Origin of the sequence: Sulfurimonas sp. HSL-1716, assembly GCF_039645975.1 — a bacterium.
GTDB classification, from domain to species: Bacteria; Campylobacterota; Campylobacteria; order Campylobacterales; family Sulfurimonadaceae; genus Hydrocurvibacter; species Hydrocurvibacter sulfurireducens.
Window position 1 is genome coordinate 800,364 of sequence record NZ_CP147918.1, and the last position, 20,342, is coordinate 820,705.

The window sequence follows — 20,342 nt, forward strand, 5'->3', positions numbered from 1 at the left end:
TTTGCCGAGGTGATTGTTTTGAAGATAAATATAGAAAAAAGTTACGGGACAAGAGCCGACAACTCTATGAAAACATGGATACAGCTTTTTCGTACTTATAACAAGATAAGGGCAAAAGAGTCTGTATATATCCAGTCGTTCGGGCTGACAATGAATCAGTTTCAGATTCTTGAAGTGCTGTATCACAGAGGTGACATGAACGTAGGGGCGATAACAAAACTTACTATGGGTACGCCCGGTAATGTTACGGTCGTTGTCAGAAATCTAAAAAGAGACGGTTGGATCAATTCCGTTGCTGATTTAAAAGATAAAAGGGCTTCTATACTTTCCATTACCCAAAAAGGTAAAGAGATTATAGAGAAGTTGTTTCCCGGTCATGCGAAAAACTTTGAGGAGTATTTCGAGGTTTTGAATGAGGATGAAACACAAACGTTATTTGCATTGTTAAGAAAACTGAACAAAGCACAGTAAGTTTTTTTAAGTCAAATACTACCAGTCGATACTTTAAAGGATACAAGATGAGATTAAAAGACGTATTATTAGCTTCTATATTGAGTGCGGGTTCTTTGTTGGCAGGAACCTATAAAGTCGATCCAAACCATTCCAACGTTGCATTTAAAGTGAGACATATGATGATCTCAAATGTCAAAGGGGAGTTTAAAAAGTTTGACGGAAGTTTCGTTTATGACGAAAAGACAAAAACTCTGCGCTCCTTAAAAGGCGAAATCGAGGTGAGTTCGTTAAGTACAGATAATGCCAAAAGAGATGCTCATCTCAAAAGTGCGGATTTCTTCGATGCAAAAAAATATCCTGTGATACGTTTTAACCTTACTAAAACGAACGGCGATACCGCTTACGGCAAATTGACTATCCATGGTATAACAAAAGAGGTTAAGATGGAACTTGAAACCAGCGGAACCGTTGTAAAAGATCCTTGGGGCAATACAAGAACAGGGCTGTCGCTTTCAGGCAAGATCAACAGAAAGGATTTCGGGCTTAACTGGAATCAAGTCATTGAAACAGGCGGAGTGATGGTCGGCGATGAGGTTAAAATGAGTGTCGAACTGGAAGGAATACTGCAAAAATAAAGGATATTCAATGCAACCTTTAAAAAAAGAAACAAAAAGGATGCCTGCCTTGTTCATAGGGCACGGCAATCCTATGAACGCCATAGAGAAAAACGAATTCACGGACTCGTTGAAAAGAGTGGGCAAGATGCTTGAAAAGCCAAAGGCAATATTGTTTATCTCTGCACATTGGACGACATCCTACAGTGCAGCGGCTCTGCATAGCGATGAAAATGTCATGTATGATATGTACGGCTTTCCAGATGCGCTTTACAATGTGAAATATAAAGCCAAAAACGCAGAGTTCCTGATCCCGAAACTACAAAAACTTATCCCTTCGCTAAAGGTAGAGAACAGAGATCTGGATCACGGAGTCTGGAGTGTGCTTGTTCATCTTTTTCCAAAGATGGATACTCCGGTGATACAGCTGAGCATCAATTCGACATTATCATTGCAGGAACATTTTGAGACGGGCAAAACCCTCGGAATTCTACGTGAAGAGGAAGTTATAATAATAGCAAGCGGCAATGTGACCCATAATCTTCGAGAGGCTGTGCTTTTTGATAAAAACGCACCCATAGACAGCTGGGCAAAAGAGTTTGACGGGTTTGTAAAAGATTCTATCCTGCGAGGTGACTTCGATGCATTATTAGATATCGAAAACAGGCAGCGATATGCGCATCTTGCACATCCGAGTACAGAGCATTACATACCGCTGCTTTATATCGCAGGTGCGATGCAAAAAGGAGATAAAAGCAGTTTTCTCTATGAGGGGATAGAACACGGCAATCTGAGTATGCGAAGCTGGATGATTCAATAAAGGAGAAGAGAGATGCTGGAAAAAATAGAAAAAGATAAGATGTTCGTATCAAATCAGGGATGGTTACGGAGTCGGTTTCATTTCTCTTTTGCCGAGTACAGAGACTACGACAATATGAAGTTCGGAGTTCTGCGCGTATTAAACGACGATATTGTGCACCCGCAGAGCGGATTTCCCATGCATCCTCACCGTGATATGGAGATCATTTCCTATATCGTCGAGGGCGAAATGACACATAAAGACTCGATGGGAAACGAAAAGACTCTTCATCGGGGAGATGTTCAGTACATGAGTGCTGGAGAGGGCATCTATCATTCCGAATACAATAACCATAAGACAGATGATCTCAGACTTTTGCAGATATGGATACTGCCTCCTAGAAAAGGTCTAAGCAAGATATACGACGATGCATCGTTTGGATATGAGGAAAGAAAAAACAGACTTCTTCATATCGTTTCGGATGAGGAGGGTGATGCTAAAGTAAAGATACATCAAAATGTTAATATTTATGTATGTGAACTTGACGCAGGGAGGAATATCTTACATTCGATAAAAGAGAACAGACAGCTTTATTTCGTACAGATAGAGGGAACTGCGGATGTCAACGGCTTACACCCACAGGGCACTTTGCATGTAGACAGCGGCGATGCTATAAAGATAACGCAGGAAAGCCGCTTACATATAAGTGCTTTGAGCGATGCACATTTTCTTTTTATCGAGATGAAAGCTCACTGAATTTATATAAAGATAAAGCAAAAATAAGCGGAGGCTTTTTTTATCAATCCCACTCAAGCAGTCTTTTTTCACCTTGGAGCGCACGGATATCGGTGACGTCCTGGCTCATTTCGATAACACCTTTATAGTTCATCTGTTCGTCGCGCACGGCAAAGTAGCGGATATGGACGAATTTGCCTTTGAACTGAATCCAAAAATCAGCCACATCCTTTGTTCCTTTCTTGAACTCGTCAAGAATACGCAGCACTTGATCGACGCTCTTTGGAGGATGGCAGAACTTTACTTCGCGGCCAATGATACCTGCACTTCGCGGGAAGACACGTTCATCGCCGCGGTTGTAAAACACGACGCGATCGTTCTCATCGACATAGGTAATGTCCACAGGAAGTATCCGAAAGATAGAGTTGACCTGCTCGGGGGTAAGATAACCTTCGTCGTAGTGAGTTTTATCCTCGAGACCAAAAGGCAGTTTGCGCTTTTTCGTATCTTTGCTTGGGTGAACATACTCCGGCTCCGGGTAAGGTGTAGGCGCTGTACTGAACATCCAGCCGATCTCCTCATCACCCTCACGGAACTCTTTCCAATCCTCTTCGCTAAGCATGTTCATAGCGTTTGGCAGCAGCCTTCCCTCTTCAACCTGTAGAATATGCTCGAGACTTCTAAAAACAGTGTTTGCCGTATAGACGATACTCTGAAAGTCTTTCGATTCTATCGCTTGGCGGGCCTGCTTGATCTCTTCACGTATTTGATCGTGAAAAGCCCACATATTTTGGCTCGGACTGGTCCAGCCGTACTTTTCCAGATAGGGAAAAAGCTGATTTTCTTTGCGTACAAAGTGTTTTTCCACGTCGCACAGCTTAGAAAAAAGTTCTTTGAAATACTCATAATGTTGTTGGATATTGATAGAACGCAGTTCGGAAATATATTTACGTATCAAAAGATTCTCTTCGAGATAGACCCGTACGGGGTGCCCGTCCGGGAATTGGCCTTCAAAAGGTGATGCCGTTTGTGTGCCTGTTAAAAATTCGCTCATTTTTTACCTTGTTCGTCTGTTCTGTACAAATGTGTTAAAAGACGTAAAATTCAGGCGAAGTATAGTGAGAAGGGGAGAAAAAAGTCATTGAGTTATATCAAGTGAAGTGCTGCAGAGTAAAGTTTATTTTCTTTTTAATCGAGACGAGGGTTGTTTGAGTTTAGCAAAAATAAAGTAAAAAAACTTTACAATCCTATAAATGACTGATGGTCGGTCATTCTTGTTTTGCAGATGGAGATTTAATGGCGATTATTGTAGATAAGGTACAAAAACGCAGGGATATTGCTCTTACATGTAAAGATCTCGTTGTTAAAAAAGGGATAGCGCATCTTACTATTTCTCAGATCACCGCAGAAGCCGGAATAGGCAAAGGGACATTTTACGAGTATTTCCAAAATAAAGAGGATATCGTATTTGAGATCGTGAACATCTTACTGATGGAACATAATGCCATTTTGGATAAAAAGCTTTCAAAAGCCGGTTCAATAAAAGAGAAGATCAAACTGTTTTTTGATTTTTTTTATAATGAGGAAGAGGCTGAGGTGAGAGAGCTCTATAAAGAGCTGATTTCGATCTCTTTATCCGAACCTGTGAAAGAGATATTGGAGTTTCAGACAAAATGCCATCTTACGTACCGGCAGTGGTTTACAAATATGCTGGATGAAGCGGTTGCAAAAGGAGAGATAGTGGAGAGTGCAAAAACACTTGCCAACGGTCTTTTGGCGTTTGGAGGCGGAATGTTTATTTCAAGTTGCGTAACTGAGGCCATCGATGATTTGGAATATGAGATAAACAGTTATATAGATACGATATTTGAACTAATAGAGGTAAAAAAATGAGAAGAATCGCACTGTTATTGATCCCCGCTTTCATTTATGCGGATAACTTAAAAGAGCTGCTGGATTACGCTACACAAAAAAGTGATTTGGTAGTAGCAAAGACACTCGCTCAAGAGGCCAAGAAAAAAGAGCTTTCTTCACAAAAAAGAGGCTACCTTCCTACTCTTGATCTTGGCGGACTTTATCAAAGATACGATGAACGTAATCCTATCCAGCCTGGAACTACCTATGTAGGTTACGCAAAAGTGGGACTTGATATCTATGACGGAGGAAGACGTTCGGCATTGGTGGATCAAAAGAAAAGCGAACTGCTCTCAAGCGGATATGAGAGCGAAGCAACAAAAAAAAGCCTCTCTTTACAGATCACGAAGACTTTTTACAATATAAAAACACTGCAGGCTTCACTCGATGCAAAAACGGAAGCACAAAAGTCACTCAAAGCACAACTCTACAGAATGCAGCAGTTTTATATAGCAAAAGTGGCTACAAAAGACGATGTGGACAGACTTCAAGCGGCATTTGACACCAACAGCTACAATATAGATGCCCTCAAACTGCAGATACTCTCTGCAAAAAAACAGTTGGAACTGCTTGTCGGAAAATCGGTTGACGTACTGCAGAAATCCTCTTTTAAAGAGGTCAATGAGGACTCTTACGAACTTTCAGACGATACAAAAGCACTGATCGCACAAAAAGACTCTTTAGGCTACACGGCACGTTCTGTTTCAAGTGTGTATTATCCAAACATCCGTGTTGAAGACAGCTACAGTTTGTATGAGTATGACGGAACAGACGGAATACCTCAAAGCTATTTACCGCCTAAAAACCAGAATAAAGTGATGGTCACGGCAAATATCCGTCTTTTTGATTTCGGTGCAGTCAGCCAAAGTGAAGAAGCGCTTATGCTCAACGCCCAGTCATTGAAGGCACAGATACACTACAAAACAAAAGAGCAGAAGATAAACTTCGAGATAGCCGAGGAGGGACTTAAAACATCAAGAGCGGAGATAAAAAGTGCAAAAAGTGCTTTGGATGCCGCAACAAGCGCATTTAAGACCATTGAAGAGAAGTACAATGCGGGAATCGTGGATAATGTGACATACTTGGATGCATTAAGCTCGCTTACAGACGCAAAAGCTCTTTATACAAAAGCCCTTAACGATGAGCAGATCGCCTATGCGACCTACTATTTCTATGGTGGCAAGAATATAGGAGAGTATCTACAATGAAAAAAATATTACTGAGTCTGATGATACTCTTCTCGGCATTGAATGCAGAAGGCATCTACGCGACGTTTGATGTAAAAGCGGACAAGAGCGCATCTTTGGCTTTTTATGCAAGCGGCATCGTCGAGAAGGTCTATGTGGATGTCTCTTCGTATGTAAAAAAGGGAGACAAGCTCGCAGAGCTTCAAAACTCCGATCTTCAAGCCTCTTTGGAGATGGCAAAAAGCAGTCTGGAAGATGCAAGAGTGAACCTTGCATTCACTCTGAGAGATTATGAGAGACAAAAGAAGATAAAAAAACTTATAGACGAAGCGCTGTTTGACAAGTACAAGCTGGCATACGAAAGGGCAAAAGCGGTTTTTGCCGAAGCTCAGGCAAATGTCGCTTATAAAAAAGCGCTGCTTGATAACACCGTTCTTTACGCGCCTTTTGACGGGGTGATTTTCAACAAAGACATAGAAGCGGGCGATGTGGTGAGTTCCATGACGCTAAAGACCGTTTTCAATATTCAAAGCAGGTCAAAGAGAAAACTTATAGTCGAATTTGACCAGACGCATTGGAAAGAGGTCAAAGTCGGAGATCTCTTCAGATACAAAGTGGACGGGGATACAAAAGAGTACACGGGGAAAATATCGAAGATATACCCTTCGGCAAATAATTCCAACAGAAAGATCAAAGCAGAAGTAAGAGCAGATGATTTTATCGTAGGACTGTTTGGAGACGGATATATCCAAACAGACAAAAAGTAAGTAGTATTGAATGTATAAATTAGCGATAACCAGACCCATAGCGACACTGATGTATGTCATCACGCTCGTTATTTTCGGATATATGAGCTTCAAATCGATGCCTGCAGCACTTTTCCCCAATGTCGATTTTCCGATGGTAACCGTAAAAACGATCTACCCGGGAGCCGAATCAAGCACTATAGAATCGCAGGTAACGGACAAGATAGAAGAAGCGATATCGAGCATAGGCGGAGTGGATACCATCGTCTCTACAAGCAGTGACGGGGTGAGCGTCGTTACGGTAAAGTTCTTTTTGGAAAGAAATATAGACGAAGCGACGAACGATGTCAGAGACAAGGTCTCTGCGGTGACTCTGCCGACCAATGCGAAAACGCCGCTCGTAAGCAAACTTGATATCGGTTCGGCGTCTGTCATAAACGTATTTTTGACCGCGAAAAAAGACAATATCAAAAGCCTTATGGTGTTTGCCGATGAAAAGGTGAAGCCCGCTCTACAAAAAATAAACGGTGTCGGAGCGATCAACATCATCGGATACAAAGACAGGGAGATACGGATCTATCCTGACATCGATCTTCTTAACAAGTTCGGTATCACGGTCAAAGAGCTAAATGATATCGTCGCAAGAGAAAATGTCAAGATAGGCGGAGGAAAGCTTGTATCTCAAACACAAGAGTATGTGCTCAAAACCAAAGCCGATGCTTTGAGCATCGATGAATTAAAAAACATAGTCGTAAAAGACAATATAAAACTAAAAGATATAGCAAAAGTACAAGATGGGCTCAGCGATGCGAAAAGCTACGCTTCTTATAACGGCAAAGAGGGCGTCATGCTCGAAGTCCAAAAGATCTCGGGCACGAATACGCTTGATATCATCAAACGGGTAAAGGCTGTTGTACCGAAACTGCAAAAGATGGCGGGAGACGATTACGGAGTACAAACGCTTCAGGATACGGCACCCTTTATCATCCACTCTTTAGAAGATGTCGAGTTCGATCTGGTTTACGGAGCGTTTTTGGCCGTTATCATCGTATTTGGATTTTTGCGTAATTTTACGATCACGGCCGTTTCTGCACTTTCCATCCCGATATCCATTATAGGGACGATCGCATTGATGAACTATATGGGATTTGATCTAAATAAAATGACGCTTATCGGACTTACGCTCTCCATCGGTATCATCATCGATGATGCCATTGTCGTACTGGAGAACATCTACAAGAAGATGGAAGCGGGTATGAGCAAGTATGAAGCCGCGTTTCTCGGCGTAAAAGAGATGGCGTTTGCCATTCTTGCGATCTCCGCGATGCTTTTGGCCGTATTTATCCCTGTCGCCAACATGAGCGGGATCGTAGGCAAATTCTTTGAAAGTTTTGCCATGACGGTTGGTTTTGCCGTTGTCATTTCATATACGGTGGCCATGAGCTTTATGCCGAGCCTCAGTGCAAGGGTCCTGCAAAAAGGCGAGAGCAGGTTTTATAATCTTACCGAGCCGGTATTTAAGCTTTTAGAGAGGATGTACGACAAGACGCTGAAATTCGTATTGAGATTTAAGGTCTTGACGCTTCTTTTTGTCATACTTGTTTTTGTGGGTTCGCTGAGCCTCTTTCCGAAAATAGGGATGGACTTTATTCCAAAGGAGGATAAAGCGGAGTTCGAGATAAACCTCAAAGCCAATACGGGTATATCTTTGGAAGAGATGATAAAAGAATCCAAAAAGATAGAGAATCTCGTAAAAAAAGATAAGAACGTGCTTTTCACGACTCTTTCTGTCGGGTATAACAGTGTTCAAGAAAAAAATAAGGCCCTTATCTACGTAAAACTGACACCGAAGAACAAAAGAGCTCAGAATCAGGAGCAGATCATTCAAATGTTTAGAGATGAACTCAAACCCTATCAAAATAAAAATATGTTTATAACCGCCGCGGCGATCCCGAATATAAAAGGAGCGGGCGTGACCGTGCCTTACCAGATCGTATTGAAATCCGATTCATTCGATGCTTTAAAAACTGCTACGAAGAACCTGACGGAGTATTTGGCCAAGAAAAAAGGTTTTGCTGATATCGATACGAATCTAGATGAGGGAAAACCTCAGATAGATATCAACATCATAAGAGAGAACGCTTCAAGGCTTGGTATCTCGGCGTCACAGATATCTCAAGCGATCTCAACGGCTTTTTCAAGCGATCTGGAGATATCATACTTTGAAGAGAACGGCAAACAGTATAACATTACGCTCAGGCTCAATGATGCGCAGAGGGTAAGTATAGCCGATATCAAAAAGATACAGCTGCGTGCAGCAAACGGCGAACTTGTATATCTAAGCGGTTTGGTGAACTTTACGAAGACTTCGTCGCAGGCTTCCATCTACCACTTTGACAGGCAGAGACAGGTAAGTGTATATGCTGATCTTTTCGGACTTGACCTGGGCGGTGCGGTGAACTATACCAAAGAGGGGATAGATAAACTGCTGCCTCCGGGAGTCACATACCAGTTCACGGGTTTTGCCGATGAGATGGTAAAGACGGGCAAGGCTTTCGGTGCAGCTGTAGGGCTTTCGATCATCTTGATGTTCATTATCCTAGCGGTACTTTATGAATCGCTCATTCAGCCCGTTATCATCATGATGGCTCTGCCTCTAAGTATCATCGGTGTCATGATAGCACTGTACTTGACGGGATTACAGTTTAGTCTTTTTGTCATGATAGGTTTTATGCTGCTTATGGGAATGGTCGGAAAAAATGCGGTACTGCTTGTCGATTTTGCAAATATTGCCGTGGAAAAAGGTAAAAATGCGGATGATGCGCTTCTTGAAGCTGGTGAAAAAAGGCTGAGACCGATACTTATGACGACAATCGCTATGATTTTTGCTATGATTCCGATTGCGATCAGTACAAGCTTGGGAAGCGAAACAAAAGCACCGATGGCAATAGCGGTCATCGGCGGGCTTCTTAGCTCGATGTTTTTGACACTTTTGGTTGTACCGGTAATATATAAACTTATCAATCCGTTGGACAGATGGTTGAGAAAATGGTATGAAAGTAAAAAGTTAGAGATTTAAACAAAACTTAGAACTAAAAGCCCTATCTATGGGCTTTTGTTAAGCCTCTGTACCGTTTTTGTACCTCTTTTCTAAGAAGTGCAGCCTCATTTTTTCTTTTTTCGGCATAAAGTGAGTATATATACTCAAGGTGATTTGCAGATTTTCATGTCCAAGCGTATGAGATACCCATAATGTATCTACTTTATTGTTCAGCATGATACTTGCAAACGAGTGTCGTGTATTATGCAGCGCTCTTTTTTCAATGTTTAGAGATTCAAGTAAAGCCTGATACTTTCCGTAGAAATAATCGTTTGAGCTGTAATGGTTCCCTTTTGCATTTAAAAAAACGTAGCTGTTTTTAAGACCTGTAACAAGTCTCTGACTTTTAAAGAACTCTCTGCACTTATCGAGCATCTCGATATCTCTCTCGCTAGATCTTGTCTTTGCCGAGTTGATGATGCCCTGCGCCACTGTTTTGTTGATCGTTATTGTATTTTCCGTAAAATCTAAATCATCCCAAGTCAGAGCTAACAACTCGCCCGATCTCATCCCAGTAAAAAAAGAGATGCCGAGAAAGTTTTTCAACTGTCCTTTCGCACTTTCCAAGATAAGATCTATCTCATCGAGCGTAAACGGCTTCGGCTTCTCTTTCTTGTACTTTATCTTCGGCATACTTACCGCATCTACAGGGTTGCTTTGTATATGCTCATTTAAGACCGCATTTTCAAATGCCTCTTTTAGCAAGATCCTTGCAAACTGTACGCTCTCTTTTTTAAGCCCCCGGTCGACCATCGCGTCTTGAAACTCTTTGATATGAAGAGGCTTTATCTCAGACGCCGTTTTTCCTTTAAAATAGGGTACAATATGGTTTGAATACGACGACCTGTATGCTATCATAGTTTTGTGTTTGAGATGCTTGCTTTTGTTCTCTACGACCTGAGATACCAGGTCTGTTACAAAACTCGTTTTCTCATCGCAAAACGATAGCTCATCGTCTATCTCGCCTCTGTTGAATTTTCCGATGAGAATATTTTTATTCACGGTGTTATATTTCATCTTCGATGATTTAAACTTTCCGTCAACGCCAAAATAAAGAACCCCGTTTCGATTTTTAAACCGCAACTTTTTCATTTTTTACCATTCCTTTTTTTAGTTGTTCCCTAAATTCAAGAATAGCAGACTCTATAAACACCAACATTTTAGCACCTTTTCTATGAAAGTGTACTCCCTCTTGAAGGTAGCCTTGCGTGATATAATTGTTTACGGTCCGTGGCGTTACGTCCAAGACTCTCGCAACATCTTTTTTACTATTTACGGGAGGGGACATCTTCTCGATTTTTATCTCAAGATCTTCTATTTTTTTTAGTAACTCCGGGATGAGATCTAAATTTTCAAAGTTTACTCGCATAACAAATCCTTTCCTACTCTCTCAAAAACAACAATATAGGCAAACTCTCTTTTTAGATGAAAATACGATTTATAAAATCTGATAGCATCTCTCTGTGAATCAAATCCAAGATCTTTATAATTAGTTATTATTCTAAACGTAGAGTCTTTCGGATTTCTTGCATACATTTCACCTTTCTCTATTACGAAAAAAGTTTTTTCACAACTGATTACTTCTACGACTATATCATCATCGATCTTCTTATATCCAAGAGATACAGGATTATTTCTAATCGTAGCTCCCTTTGAACCTTCTTTTACTTTTATTAAAAAATGTGGATCAAAGTTTAAAATCTCTTTTGTTTCTGGAAGGTCTATCTGTTCTATACTGCTCATCTCATATCCTTGACTTTTGCATCATATTAAATGGATCAGGAAGCTCAATGTCATTTTGCTCTCTCCTATAAATGATCCTCTTTAACGCGATACCGCGTATATCTTTTTCCGTTACTTCCGTTATGCTTTGCACATAGATCGCACCGCACATCGGCAGCACCTTTTCACACCACTCTTTCGTCGGTTCCTTTTCACTCTGCACGACCGTGTAGCAGTCCGGCTCGTCCGGGTGAGCAGCATCGAACTCTATGTGCCAAAGTCTTACTCTATTGTTCATGATATTCTCCATAGTGGATTATGTGGGTATTTACTCATTTCTTTCTCCTCAAGAAAACAGATCTCTCTGCGTATTTGACGGTTTGATCCATAAACATTCTTCTCGCATAGTCGTACCTTTATTTGAACTAGATCTTGACTCAAACGTCACAAATTCCCAGTCTTTCAGCATGTCCATGTACATGTCGGACTTGTACCCGCTGATGAGTACGTTTGCCTTTGCTCTTAGTATCCTTTTCAGCAGTTCTTCGTGGTCTTCATCGGTCATCTCATGACGGTAATACTTTGCACCGCTTTTCATGCTTGAACGTGTATGTACCATGTACGGAGGATCTACATAAAAAAGTGTACTTTCTATGTCGGCTTGCTCTATGATCTTTAGTCCATCTGTATTTTCAAGAACTACACCTTGCAGTCTCTCGATGATCGCTTGAAGATGGTATGGAAGTTCTTTAAACTGTTTTGCCGGAGCTGAGTAGCTGTTCTCATAAACATCAAGTCCACGAAAACCTGTACGACCTTTCGTAGCACCTGCAGAACCAAAACCCATCTGTGAACGTACTATCGTTCTGCGTGCTCTTTCTATTTCATCCTCTGTATCATCCCAAGCAAGAATCATCTCATCTCGTGAGAAAGGAGTAAACTGTAAAAGTCTGATAAGCTCTTGCGATGCTTCCTTATCTCTGAGCACGCGAAACACATTGACGATATCGCCGTCAAGATCGTTGTAGATCTCGTTCTTACTTCTGGGCTTTCTAAGAAGCACACTTGCACCACCGCCGTACGGCTCTGCGTATGTAGTGTGCGGAGGAAAGTACGGGATGATCTTCGGAGCTGCTTTCCACTTGCCACCGTGATATCTGAGAGGCGGTCTTGTTACTTTGCACATTTCTTTCTCCTCAAGAAAACAGATCTCTCTGCGTATTTGACGGTTTGATCCATAAACATTCTTCACGGAGTGTTCCGCCATTACTTTGGCTGCTTATCTGTGATTGAAAAGTTACAAATTTCCAATCTTTCAAGATATCCATATACATTTCAGATCGATACCCACTAAGCACAACTTTTCCTTTTAGTATCTTTATTTTTTGTAGCAGCTTTAAATGATCTTCATCACTCATTTCATGTTGATAATGTGAACCGCTAGGAATACTTGTTCTTGTTGAATTTATATATGGAGGATCACAATAAAACAATGTATCTTCTCTATCTAGTTTCTCAAAAATTCTAAATGCATCAACATTTTCAAAAATTACATCTTTAAGTCTTTCTGTTATCTGATATAAATTACCTGGTAGACTTTTAAATTGAAGTGCTTTATTATTGTTGATTGCAAATCCTGCAAAACTTTTTCTTCCTCTTGTTGCTCCGGAAGAACCAAAACCAAGTTGAGATCTCGTTATTGTTCTACGTGCTCTCTCTATTTCATCTTCACACTCTTCCCAAGCTAAAAGCATTTCATCCCTGCTAAACGGAGTAAGCTGTAAAAGTCTTATGAGTTCTTCTGCTGCATCTTTGTCACGAAGTACCCGGAACACGTTTACAATCTCACCGTCCAAGTCGTTGTAGATCTCGTTCTTACTTCTGGGCTTTCTAAGAAGCACACTTGCACCACCGCCGTACGGCTCTGCGTATGTAGTGTGCGGAGGAAAGTAAGGTATGATCTTAGGAGCTGCTCTCCACTTGCCGCCGTGATATCTGAGAGGCGGTCTTGTTACTTTGCACATTTCATCTCCAAACCCTGATCCGTCTCAGTCCATCTACATAGCCGATAACTTTTTCTCTTGCTTCATCTTTGGCTCTCGGGTTTCCTCTGAGATCGAGACGACGCTCCGGGACCGTTTCTACTTTTTGACTACGCATCACAGTCCTCGTATGATAAAAAGCCTGCTTAGCCTCTTCGAGCACTCTGCTGTAAGGTTCGCTCCAGATAGTGCTCATCTCTTCCTCTTTGTCATAAAGTCGCGCAGTACATAGTCATCGCTTTCTATGTAGCTGTCTTTGTCTGATTTCATTATGTAGCGTATGGCCACGCCTGCCATCAGCACTATGCCTATGGTCCAAGCTATAAATGTGTATGTAGTTGCGTCCATTGTTTTGCCTTTATTGCAGAAGATCATTGAGAGATATGTTTTCTTCAAGCTGTTTCATCTCAAGACCATGATCTTCATAGCCTTTTTTATATGCTTCGAGCACGAACTCCTTTGCGCGTTCTATCGTGATGTATCTTACGACCTCTTTGCTCATAGGGAAAATGTTCTGTTTTGGCCACGGGTTTGATTCGTCTTTTTGCTTTCTTTTGGATGTTCCGTTTTTTGACTTTTTACAATCTTTGCAGTAGCTCTCCAATCCGTCTTTTGTCGTCTTGTTTTTGTAAAACTCCCCCGCGCTCTTTGTGAATCCGCATGATGCGCATCTCTTGACCCCGCCTTTTCCAAATGTAGTTTCCACGACTATCTCCTCTTCTTTTATGTTGCTATCTTCTTCCGTATCATTATTGATCTTTTTTGGAGTGAAGCCTCGCTCCAATGTTCTTTTTCTTGAGATCTCTGTGATATCTTCATGATGAGATCCACTACTACTTTTGATCTCATCTGCAAATATCTTCTCTTTAGGGCTTGGCCTTATACCAAGCTCTCTGCACTTTTGTTTATAGGCTTCGTATGCTGCATCCAAGATATTTCCTTATTTAATCATCTAAAATACCACATATAGGCATTGCCACATATGTAAGTTTTGTAATTGGATCATTTATAATTATTGGAGTGTTTGAACCTGTTATACCTACAGTACCTTCTTTCACATCCGGTACATATTTTTCATCAATAAAAACTCTATTTGCTAGTAGTAAACCACTTATTTGGCTCTTTTGATAAAATTCAATTTGCTTAGTAGTCTTTTTTGGTATTACTCTTTTGTAATCTGGAAACCTAAAATGATTATCACTTCTTTCCGGTTGAATAATGCTCATTATATGACGATCATCTTTATCAAGTAAGTCTATACCTTTCTGATGAATATCATAGAAGTAAGCATTTTTATTTTTTAATGCTACATCTATAATACTTCTACATATAAGAAATGGAATATCAACTTTTTCATCATGCTGAATAATAGATATTGCTCGTGTATCTGTTGAAACAATATTCTCATCATCTATATAAATATGATTTAATTCAAATTTTGAATTTTTATTATCAACTGTTTTAAATACCTGTTGTAGCTGTAGTTTTGTAATCTTTATCATCATATCTCCTCTATAGTTATTTTGTAGCTTTTAAAAGCTTTTAATCCATCTATCTCTAAATATCCATTTAGCTTCTCATGAGATCCATTATTTGGAATATAAAAAGTTAGATGTTCATCTTTACCATTTTTACTTCCACAGCAAGTGACTATGCATTTCTTTTTTTCATCTTTTTTCCCGCGGGAAAATTACTCTACTTGCTTGGCTTATAATCCCATTGTTTACCACGTTTTCTAGTTAAAGCCCATTTAGTCTTATAAATAACTCTTTTCACTTTTATCTCCATTAAAACTCTGTACAACAAACAGATGAGCCTGCTGCATCGAACTTTAAAACCTGACTCCGCTTGATGAGCTTCGGTACTGTTATATTTGACATACGGTGATCCTGCGCCCGTTTCTTTACATGTAAGAACATCAAAACAAGTAACACGCTTTTTTCAATGTGTTTCATGTTGTGATTTGAAAATGATACTAAATGTATCTTTAAAGGAATATTAAAAAAGATACATTTAGTATCTATTGTTTTTTATATAATATTTTAAAAATAAAGGAAAGCAATGAAGATATTTATTTTATTTGGACTTATAACTAATTCTTTATTTGCTAAAACAAGTTTAGATTTTTCTACATGCGATTCATATCTTGCACATTATAATAGGTATTTATATAGATATGTGAAGACTGCAAAAACAACATTTGAAAAGAAGACGGATATAGATCTTGGGTATAGTATTTTTTATTAAAATTAAATAATCATATATTATTTATGATTCCACCAGATCATAAATCTTACGACTATGTACCATACAGCTCCGATAAATAGTATGAGAGTTGGCACTGCGCTTGACGCTGCTTCCAATGGACTTGTAAATACCGCTATGAGCCCTATCCAAAACAAAGCTGACGAGAGAATGATCTGAAGCTTTAGCCTCTTGCTTGTTTCCTGTATGGTAGTAGTTCTTTGCTCGCCGATGATGTCTTGTGCTATAGGAGATCCGCAGCTAGGGCAAGATGCCGCCGCACTTGACACTTTATGACCACACTCAGGACAATCTAGTAGAGCCATGACATTCCCTTTATTTTTTTTCCATTATACAGTAATTTTAAAAATCCATATCTATAACGCCTACGACGCGAGCCATCTTTAGATCCAGATTATCATCTGCGTGTACGGTAATGACATCGTAGTCGCTATTTAGAGGTACGAGAGAGATGATATCTCCCTTCTCGTTTATTTTATACTTTTTTATACCGCTTACGCCGTTTAAGTTATAGTGGACTATATTCCCGTTGTCGATCTGCCTATGGATGTTGCAGTAGACTATGGCCCTGTCGTTGATCTTCGGACTCATACTGTTTCCCTCTGCCTGTACTGCGTACATCCCCTCCTCATAGATATCTTCACTTACAGGTATCGGCTCGTATCCGTTTAGATCGTATTCCTGTGGTATTCCGCAGCTTGCGAGTCCTATGAGCGGTATCGTGCGTACTCTTGATTTTAATTTTTCACCAAACAGTTCAGCTACGTTTATCTTTAAAATATTTGCAAGTTCTTTTATCTTGTCTGGATCAGGTGTTCTAACACCATTCGACCAATGTGTAACAGTCCCTCTTGAAACGTTTAGTTTATTGGCTATATCAAGAGCTGTTATATTTTTATCATTCATAATTTTTTTTAAATTATCGGCAAACGACATATATTTTTTCCTATATTCTGTGATACATATTGTATTATATTTGTAGATACATAAAGTATCCATTTAATATTTTATTAAAGATACTTTATGTATCATTCTCGGATGGAACGAAAAGCACTTAAAAAAATACTTTTACAGTATTACGCCGATTCGGCATCAAATCACATCCTGAGAGGCATAAGAAAACCGTCTTATGAAATCATGGTAGAACTTCAAAAAAATCATGAAATCCCATTCGATTCGTGGATAGATATATCCAAATACATTTCAAATGATACAAAACAAGACCAAGACGAGTCTAATCCTACAAATCATAAAAAGGTATCCGCATGAAAGACTATGCAGAAAACAAATCCCCAAAAGACCCGAAACTGTGTCAGCTCATACGAAAGGCTATAACTGTAAACCGAAAAGCAATCGGTTTGGAGTTTGATGATGTCGCGGAAGAGCTTGGGCTACAACCAGGTACGTTAGAAAACAAGCTCAAGCCATCATACGCAAACGGTGACTTGACTCTTACCGAGTTTGTCCACTTTCTTGAACTTACGAATGACATGGGACCTCTTGAATACATAGCATCTAATTTCGACATGCTCTTAGTCCGTAATGACGATGTCACACCTACAGTCAAAAAGATAGGTCAGCTTGCAGATAAGGCGATGATGGAAAGTTCTGACGTATTTAGATCCGCAAAAGAAGCACTAGAAGACGGGAATATCTCAGAAGATGAGAAAGAGAGACTTTTAAAAGAGCTTCGGGAGTCAAACACAGCAAACTTCGAGCTAGAGCAACAGCTCAAACATCTACCAACACCACCAAAGGATGAATGATGTCAAAGATCACACTCAAATCCGGATCTACTCCTGCAAAACTTCACTTACATTTCATGGCAGGAAAGTCGCTCACATTTGATGAGGCGTACGAAATGAAGATACGCCATCTTACTCAACGCATAGCAGATCTTCACAAGAAATTTATAGATGCAGGTGCGCCGAGCCCGTTGATGGTATTTGATGAACCAAACGATCGCGGCGGTACACACTCACGCTACTTCTACAGACACACAAACTGCCCTTATGAAAACAAAACTGGTGCAAGAGCGTACTGATGCATGATAACCTTTATAACCTTGTATTTGAAAAGAGTGTACTAAGCTCTGTCCTGTTCTCCATGGAAGAAGATGAGAGAGACGAGATCTTCTCAAGGCTTCATACAGAAATATTTTATCTTCCGTCGCATCGAGATATATACGATGCCATGCATAACCTTTACAGATCGAACAAACCGATAGATGAAGAGTTCATCAAACTACAGCTATCTAAACAAAACAAGTTTGATGAAGCAGTCATGCTGGACATACTGTCTGCAAATCCTATAGCAAATGTCACAAGCTACATCGATCAGATAGTTGAATATGCGAAGAAGAGGAAGATGCTTGAACTAGCTACATCTATCAAAAAGATGATACTTGAAGACCAGGTGACGACTGATGAAGTTCAGGCGATGATAGATATGGAACTTCAAAAGATGGAAGAGTCAAGCGACATCGGTATGCCTATTACCATGAGACAGGCTATATACGACTACGATAATATGGTAGAACCGCCGAAGATAGCTACAGGCATACGAAAGTTTGATGAGATGCTTTGTGATGGTATAGAGCCGGCACAGCTCGTTCATGTCGGCGGTGAAAGAAATGTCGGCAAGACAACACTTCTTAAACAGATCCTTTTCAATACATCAGTTGGATTTAACAGTCTCTTCTTCAGCTTTGAGATGCCGGCTTGGAAGATGGCAAAACTTACGAAGCGTATGAAAGGACAGTCGAACTTAGACAACTACAGGATCATAGATACATCGATGATGAAGAGCAGGGATGTCATGGATGTTGCGCGCATGATACGCATGATGTGGCGTAAGCATGGTATACGTTTTGTGCTCATTGACTCCAAGATGAAGCTTACTCATAAGACATTCAAAGGTAATAGCGATAGCGATAGAAAAGGCGATATCGATGCTGTTCTAAATGCTGTAGTACAAGAGACTGGCATAACACTTATGATGATCGTACAGCTTTCAAAGGATGATATAAAGAACGGAACTATGAGTAGTTATGGTTCCGGGCTTAGTGACTATGAGGCTGACATGCAGATCATGGTATATCACTCTCAATCAGGTGACGGTTCCGTAGAGGTCAAGGTTACAAAAGAGAGACAAGACGTCAATCATGAACCCATAAAACTATGGCTTAATAGAGATGAGCTGAAGTTTGACGACGTCAGGAGAGCAGAGACCACATATACGGTTACACGTTCTGGCATACAAGAAACATTTAACGATAAGGTAGAGATACAAATAATATGATGAGAATGAACTATAAAAACTATCCTACCGACTATATACGGTTACTCAAGACCGAGAGGACAAACGGGCGCAAGAAAGCACGGTGTTTTCAAGAATATTGGGATGACATGGAACACGGAGATCATAATTCGTTTAGGTTCTACGCAAAGAGCTGGGAAGTGAGTACAAGTACCGCTCATGATTGGATAAAAGAATTTAACCATGAAATAGAACTGTTTCTAAGTCATTGGACTATTAAAAATAGACAGCACTATAGCTATGCTAAAAATCAAGCCGAACGCTTACCGAACGAATCGAACACTTATAAACCCAAAAATATAGGCTTTTCACAACATAGTGCCGAACGCTTACCGAACGAAGATATTAATCTAAATGATAATAATGCGCGTGAAGACAAAAAAGGATATTTGTTCAGTAAAGAGTTTAATGATCTCTACTTCATATACGGTGTAAATACGAAGTTTAAAGGGAAAAAAGAGGATGCATATCAAGAGTTCAAGCGCATCGACATAGATTTGGACCTACTAAAGCTTGCAGCTATGAGGCATCTGCACGATAAAGATCTCAACGGAAAGACCTACAACCTTACAAACTTTTTGGCAAATGAAATCTACATATCGTACCTTCCAAAGAAGATGAAGCTCACAATCGACGGAGTAGAGCGCATCGGTCTGTATGACAACGATACAATGCAATTCACATCTACCACAGACAAGTTCATCGGACAGCTCACAGCAAAGAGACTCATAGAACTATACCAATCAAAACAACTGGAGTTTATCAATGGCTAAAGAAGAAATGAAGATCATCCAAGTAACTGATGTGATAGAACGTATTAAAGATGTAATCAGTAAAGATTATCCAAACAGTAAGGTATTTGATAAGAATGTTGCATACGAACTAAGAACTTCACCCGGAGCTTTAGCAGTACAAAAGAGTAGGAACCTGATATCTTATGATGCTCTTACAATGTTTTGTATCCGTAGAAAAGTGAACACTAACTGGCTATTTTTTGGAATAGGTGATATGGAGATGGATCATGCCAAAAAAGATTTGTAATCAAGTAGGATGCAATAATCTTATCTCTATAAGTGAAAGATATTGCGGCGATCATAAGCGTATTGTGAGTAAGTATAAACATCGAATATATGATAATCATAAACGCAATAAAGATCACTCGAAGTTCTATCATTCTAAAGAATGGAAATCTATAAGAGAAACTATTATGGAGCGTAACGGAGGACTTTGTAAGAGATGTCAACAACTAGACATAATTACAAATGCTGATGTTGTAGATCATATTATTCCAATAACAGAAGACTATACAAAACGACTTGATCTATCAAATCTTCAACCGCTTTGTCACTCATGTCACAATAAAAAAACAGCAGATGATGAATCCATGAAAGGCAGGGGGGCATGAAATACCTACAGTCTGAAAACCTGAACACCGCCTCCCCTGTTA

The 20,342-nt window shown here is 40.0% G+C and carries 27 protein-coding genes; 14 read left to right on the top strand and 13 right to left on the bottom strand.

Annotation, left to right across the window (positions count from 1 at the left end; all coding sequences use genetic code 11):
* The first annotated feature begins 18 nt into the window (after window positions 1-18).
* The 4 genes from WCY03_RS04125 to WCY03_RS04140 are packed head-to-tail and all read left to right on the top strand — an operon-like array spanning window position 19 to window position 2,622.
* Window positions 19-471, top strand: a complete 453-nt coding sequence (locus WCY03_RS04125) for a MarR family transcriptional regulator (protein ID WP_345993726.1) — start codon at window positions 19-21, stop codon at window positions 469-471.
* Window positions 472-518: 47 nt separating this feature from the next.
* Complete coding sequence (locus WCY03_RS04130; protein ID WP_345993727.1) at window positions 519-1,088, top strand: YceI family protein; 570 nt, start codon at window positions 519-521, stop codon at window positions 1,086-1,088.
* A 10-nt stretch (window positions 1,089-1,098) separates the two neighbouring features.
* Entirely contained in the window at window positions 1,099-1,887 is a 789-nt protein-coding gene (locus WCY03_RS04135) for a class III extradiol ring-cleavage dioxygenase (protein WP_345993728.1), read from the top strand.
* A gap of 12 nt (window positions 1,888-1,899) precedes the next feature.
* Window positions 1,900-2,622, top strand: a complete 723-nt coding sequence (locus WCY03_RS04140; RefSeq protein ID WP_345993729.1) for a pirin family protein — start codon at window positions 1,900-1,902, stop codon at window positions 2,620-2,622.
* Window positions 2,623-2,665: 43 nt separating this feature from the next.
* Here the strand turns inward: WCY03_RS04140 and WCY03_RS04145 are convergent, their stop codons facing one another.
* Window positions 2,666-3,655: a PAS domain-containing protein gene (locus WCY03_RS04145; RefSeq protein WP_345993730.1), complete on the bottom strand. Its 990-nt coding sequence runs from the start codon at window positions 3,653-3,655 to the stop codon at window positions 2,666-2,668.
* Between the two features lie 242 nt (window positions 3,656-3,897).
* Between WCY03_RS04145 and WCY03_RS04150 the strand changes: the two genes are divergently transcribed.
* Genes WCY03_RS04150 through WCY03_RS04165 form a run of 4 tightly spaced genes read left to right on the top strand, consistent with a single transcriptional unit; the run spans window position 3,898 to window position 9,527 of the window.
* Entirely contained in the window at window positions 3,898-4,494 is a 597-nt protein-coding gene (locus WCY03_RS04150) for a TetR/AcrR family transcriptional regulator (RefSeq protein ID WP_345993731.1), read from the top strand.
* Window positions 4,491-5,723: a TolC family protein gene (locus WCY03_RS04155; RefSeq protein WP_345993732.1), complete on the top strand. Its 1,233-nt coding sequence runs from the start codon at window positions 4,491-4,493 to the stop codon at window positions 5,721-5,723. The genes WCY03_RS04150 and WCY03_RS04155 overlap by 4 nt, the downstream gene beginning before the upstream one ends.
* Window positions 5,720-6,469 carry an efflux RND transporter periplasmic adaptor subunit gene (locus tag WCY03_RS04160; protein WP_345993733.1) on the top strand — a complete coding sequence of 250 codons (750 nt, stop codon included), beginning with the start codon at window positions 5,720-5,722 and terminating at the stop codon, window positions 6,467-6,469. The genes WCY03_RS04155 and WCY03_RS04160 overlap by 4 nt, the downstream gene beginning before the upstream one ends.
* Before the next feature lie 10 nt (window positions 6,470-6,479).
* Entirely contained in the window at window positions 6,480-9,527 is a 3,048-nt protein-coding gene (locus tag WCY03_RS04165) for an efflux RND transporter permease subunit (RefSeq protein ID WP_345993734.1), read from the top strand.
* Between the two features lie 39 nt (window positions 9,528-9,566).
* Here the strand turns inward: WCY03_RS04165 and WCY03_RS04170 are convergent, their stop codons facing one another.
* The 12 genes from WCY03_RS04170 to WCY03_RS04225 form a co-directional block, all read right to left on the bottom strand.
* A complete protein-coding gene (locus tag WCY03_RS04170) occupies window positions 9,567-10,640 on the bottom strand; it encodes a tyrosine-type recombinase/integrase (RefSeq protein ID WP_345993735.1) in 1,074 nt (357 codons plus the stop codon).
* Window positions 10,621-10,917 carry a hypothetical protein gene (locus tag WCY03_RS04175; RefSeq protein WP_345993736.1) on the bottom strand — a complete coding sequence of 99 codons (297 nt, stop codon included), beginning with the start codon at window positions 10,915-10,917 and terminating at the stop codon, window positions 10,621-10,623. The genes WCY03_RS04170 and WCY03_RS04175 overlap by 20 nt, the downstream gene beginning before the upstream one ends.
* On the bottom strand, window positions 10,908-11,291 hold the full coding sequence (locus WCY03_RS04180; protein ID WP_345993737.1) for a hypothetical protein: 384 nt from the start codon (window positions 11,289-11,291) through the stop codon (window positions 10,908-10,910). The genes WCY03_RS04175 and WCY03_RS04180 overlap by 10 nt, the downstream gene beginning before the upstream one ends.
* A gap of 1 nt (window position 11,292) precedes the next feature.
* On the bottom strand, window positions 11,293-11,568 hold the full coding sequence (locus tag WCY03_RS04185) for a hypothetical protein (RefSeq protein ID WP_345993738.1): 276 nt from the start codon (window positions 11,566-11,568) through the stop codon (window positions 11,293-11,295).
* A gap of 48 nt (window positions 11,569-11,616) precedes the next feature.
* A complete protein-coding gene (locus WCY03_RS04190; RefSeq protein WP_345993739.1) occupies window positions 11,617-12,456 on the bottom strand; it encodes a DNA adenine methylase in 840 nt (279 codons plus the stop codon).
* A 10-nt stretch (window positions 12,457-12,466) separates the two neighbouring features.
* On the bottom strand, window positions 12,467-13,294 hold the full coding sequence (locus WCY03_RS04195; protein ID WP_345993740.1) for a DNA adenine methylase: 828 nt from the start codon (window positions 13,292-13,294) through the stop codon (window positions 12,467-12,469).
* A gap of 1 nt (window position 13,295) precedes the next feature.
* Entirely contained in the window at window positions 13,296-13,430 is a 135-nt protein-coding gene (locus tag WCY03_RS04200; protein ID WP_345993741.1) for a hypothetical protein, read from the bottom strand.
* A gap of 74 nt (window positions 13,431-13,504) precedes the next feature.
* Window positions 13,505-13,660 carry a hypothetical protein gene (locus WCY03_RS04205; RefSeq protein WP_345993742.1) on the bottom strand — a complete coding sequence of 52 codons (156 nt, stop codon included), beginning with the start codon at window positions 13,658-13,660 and terminating at the stop codon, window positions 13,505-13,507.
* Between the two features lie 10 nt (window positions 13,661-13,670).
* On the bottom strand, window positions 13,671-14,243 hold the full coding sequence (locus tag WCY03_RS04210; RefSeq protein ID WP_345993743.1) for a hypothetical protein: 573 nt from the start codon (window positions 14,241-14,243) through the stop codon (window positions 13,671-13,673).
* A 13-nt stretch (window positions 14,244-14,256) separates the two neighbouring features.
* Window positions 14,257-14,814 carry a hypothetical protein gene (locus tag WCY03_RS04215; protein WP_345993744.1) on the bottom strand — a complete coding sequence of 186 codons (558 nt, stop codon included), beginning with the start codon at window positions 14,812-14,814 and terminating at the stop codon, window positions 14,257-14,259.
* A 762-nt stretch (window positions 14,815-15,576) separates the two neighbouring features.
* A complete protein-coding gene (locus tag WCY03_RS04220) occupies window positions 15,577-15,882 on the bottom strand; it encodes a zinc ribbon domain-containing protein (RefSeq protein ID WP_345993745.1) in 306 nt (101 codons plus the stop codon).
* Between the two features lie 37 nt (window positions 15,883-15,919).
* Window positions 15,920-16,513 carry an XRE family transcriptional regulator gene (locus tag WCY03_RS04225; protein WP_345993746.1) on the bottom strand — a complete coding sequence of 198 codons (594 nt, stop codon included), beginning with the start codon at window positions 16,511-16,513 and terminating at the stop codon, window positions 15,920-15,922.
* A 329-nt stretch (window positions 16,514-16,842) separates the two neighbouring features.
* Here WCY03_RS04225 and WCY03_RS04230 point away from each other — a divergent pair, with 329 nt between their 5' ends.
* From WCY03_RS04230 to WCY03_RS04255, 6 genes are read left to right on the top strand one after another with little or no spacing between them, the layout of a single operon-like run.
* Window positions 16,843-17,343 carry a phage regulatory CII family protein gene (locus WCY03_RS04230; protein WP_345993747.1) on the top strand — a complete coding sequence of 167 codons (501 nt, stop codon included), beginning with the start codon at window positions 16,843-16,845 and terminating at the stop codon, window positions 17,341-17,343.
* Window positions 17,343-17,621, top strand: a complete 279-nt coding sequence (locus WCY03_RS04235; protein ID WP_345993748.1) for a hypothetical protein — start codon at window positions 17,343-17,345, stop codon at window positions 17,619-17,621. The genes WCY03_RS04230 and WCY03_RS04235 overlap by 1 nt, the downstream gene beginning before the upstream one ends.
* A complete protein-coding gene (locus WCY03_RS04240) occupies window positions 17,621-18,877 on the top strand; it encodes a DnaB-like helicase N-terminal domain-containing protein (protein ID WP_345993749.1) in 1,257 nt (418 codons plus the stop codon). The genes WCY03_RS04235 and WCY03_RS04240 overlap by 1 nt, the downstream gene beginning before the upstream one ends.
* Window positions 18,874-19,668 (top strand): hypothetical protein, encoded by a 795-nt coding sequence (locus WCY03_RS04245; protein ID WP_345993750.1) that lies wholly within the window; start codon window positions 18,874-18,876, stop codon window positions 19,666-19,668. The genes WCY03_RS04240 and WCY03_RS04245 overlap by 4 nt, the downstream gene beginning before the upstream one ends.
* Window positions 19,661-19,936, top strand: coding sequence for a hypothetical protein (locus WCY03_RS04250; RefSeq protein ID WP_345993751.1), 276 nt, complete (start codon window positions 19,661-19,663; stop codon window positions 19,934-19,936). The genes WCY03_RS04245 and WCY03_RS04250 overlap by 8 nt, the downstream gene beginning before the upstream one ends.
* Window positions 19,917-20,300 carry an HNH endonuclease gene (locus WCY03_RS04255; RefSeq protein WP_345993752.1) on the top strand — a complete coding sequence of 128 codons (384 nt, stop codon included), beginning with the start codon at window positions 19,917-19,919 and terminating at the stop codon, window positions 20,298-20,300. Before WCY03_RS04250 ends, WCY03_RS04255 begins: the two co-directional genes overlap by 20 nt.
* Window positions 20,301-20,342 lie beyond the last annotated feature (42 nt).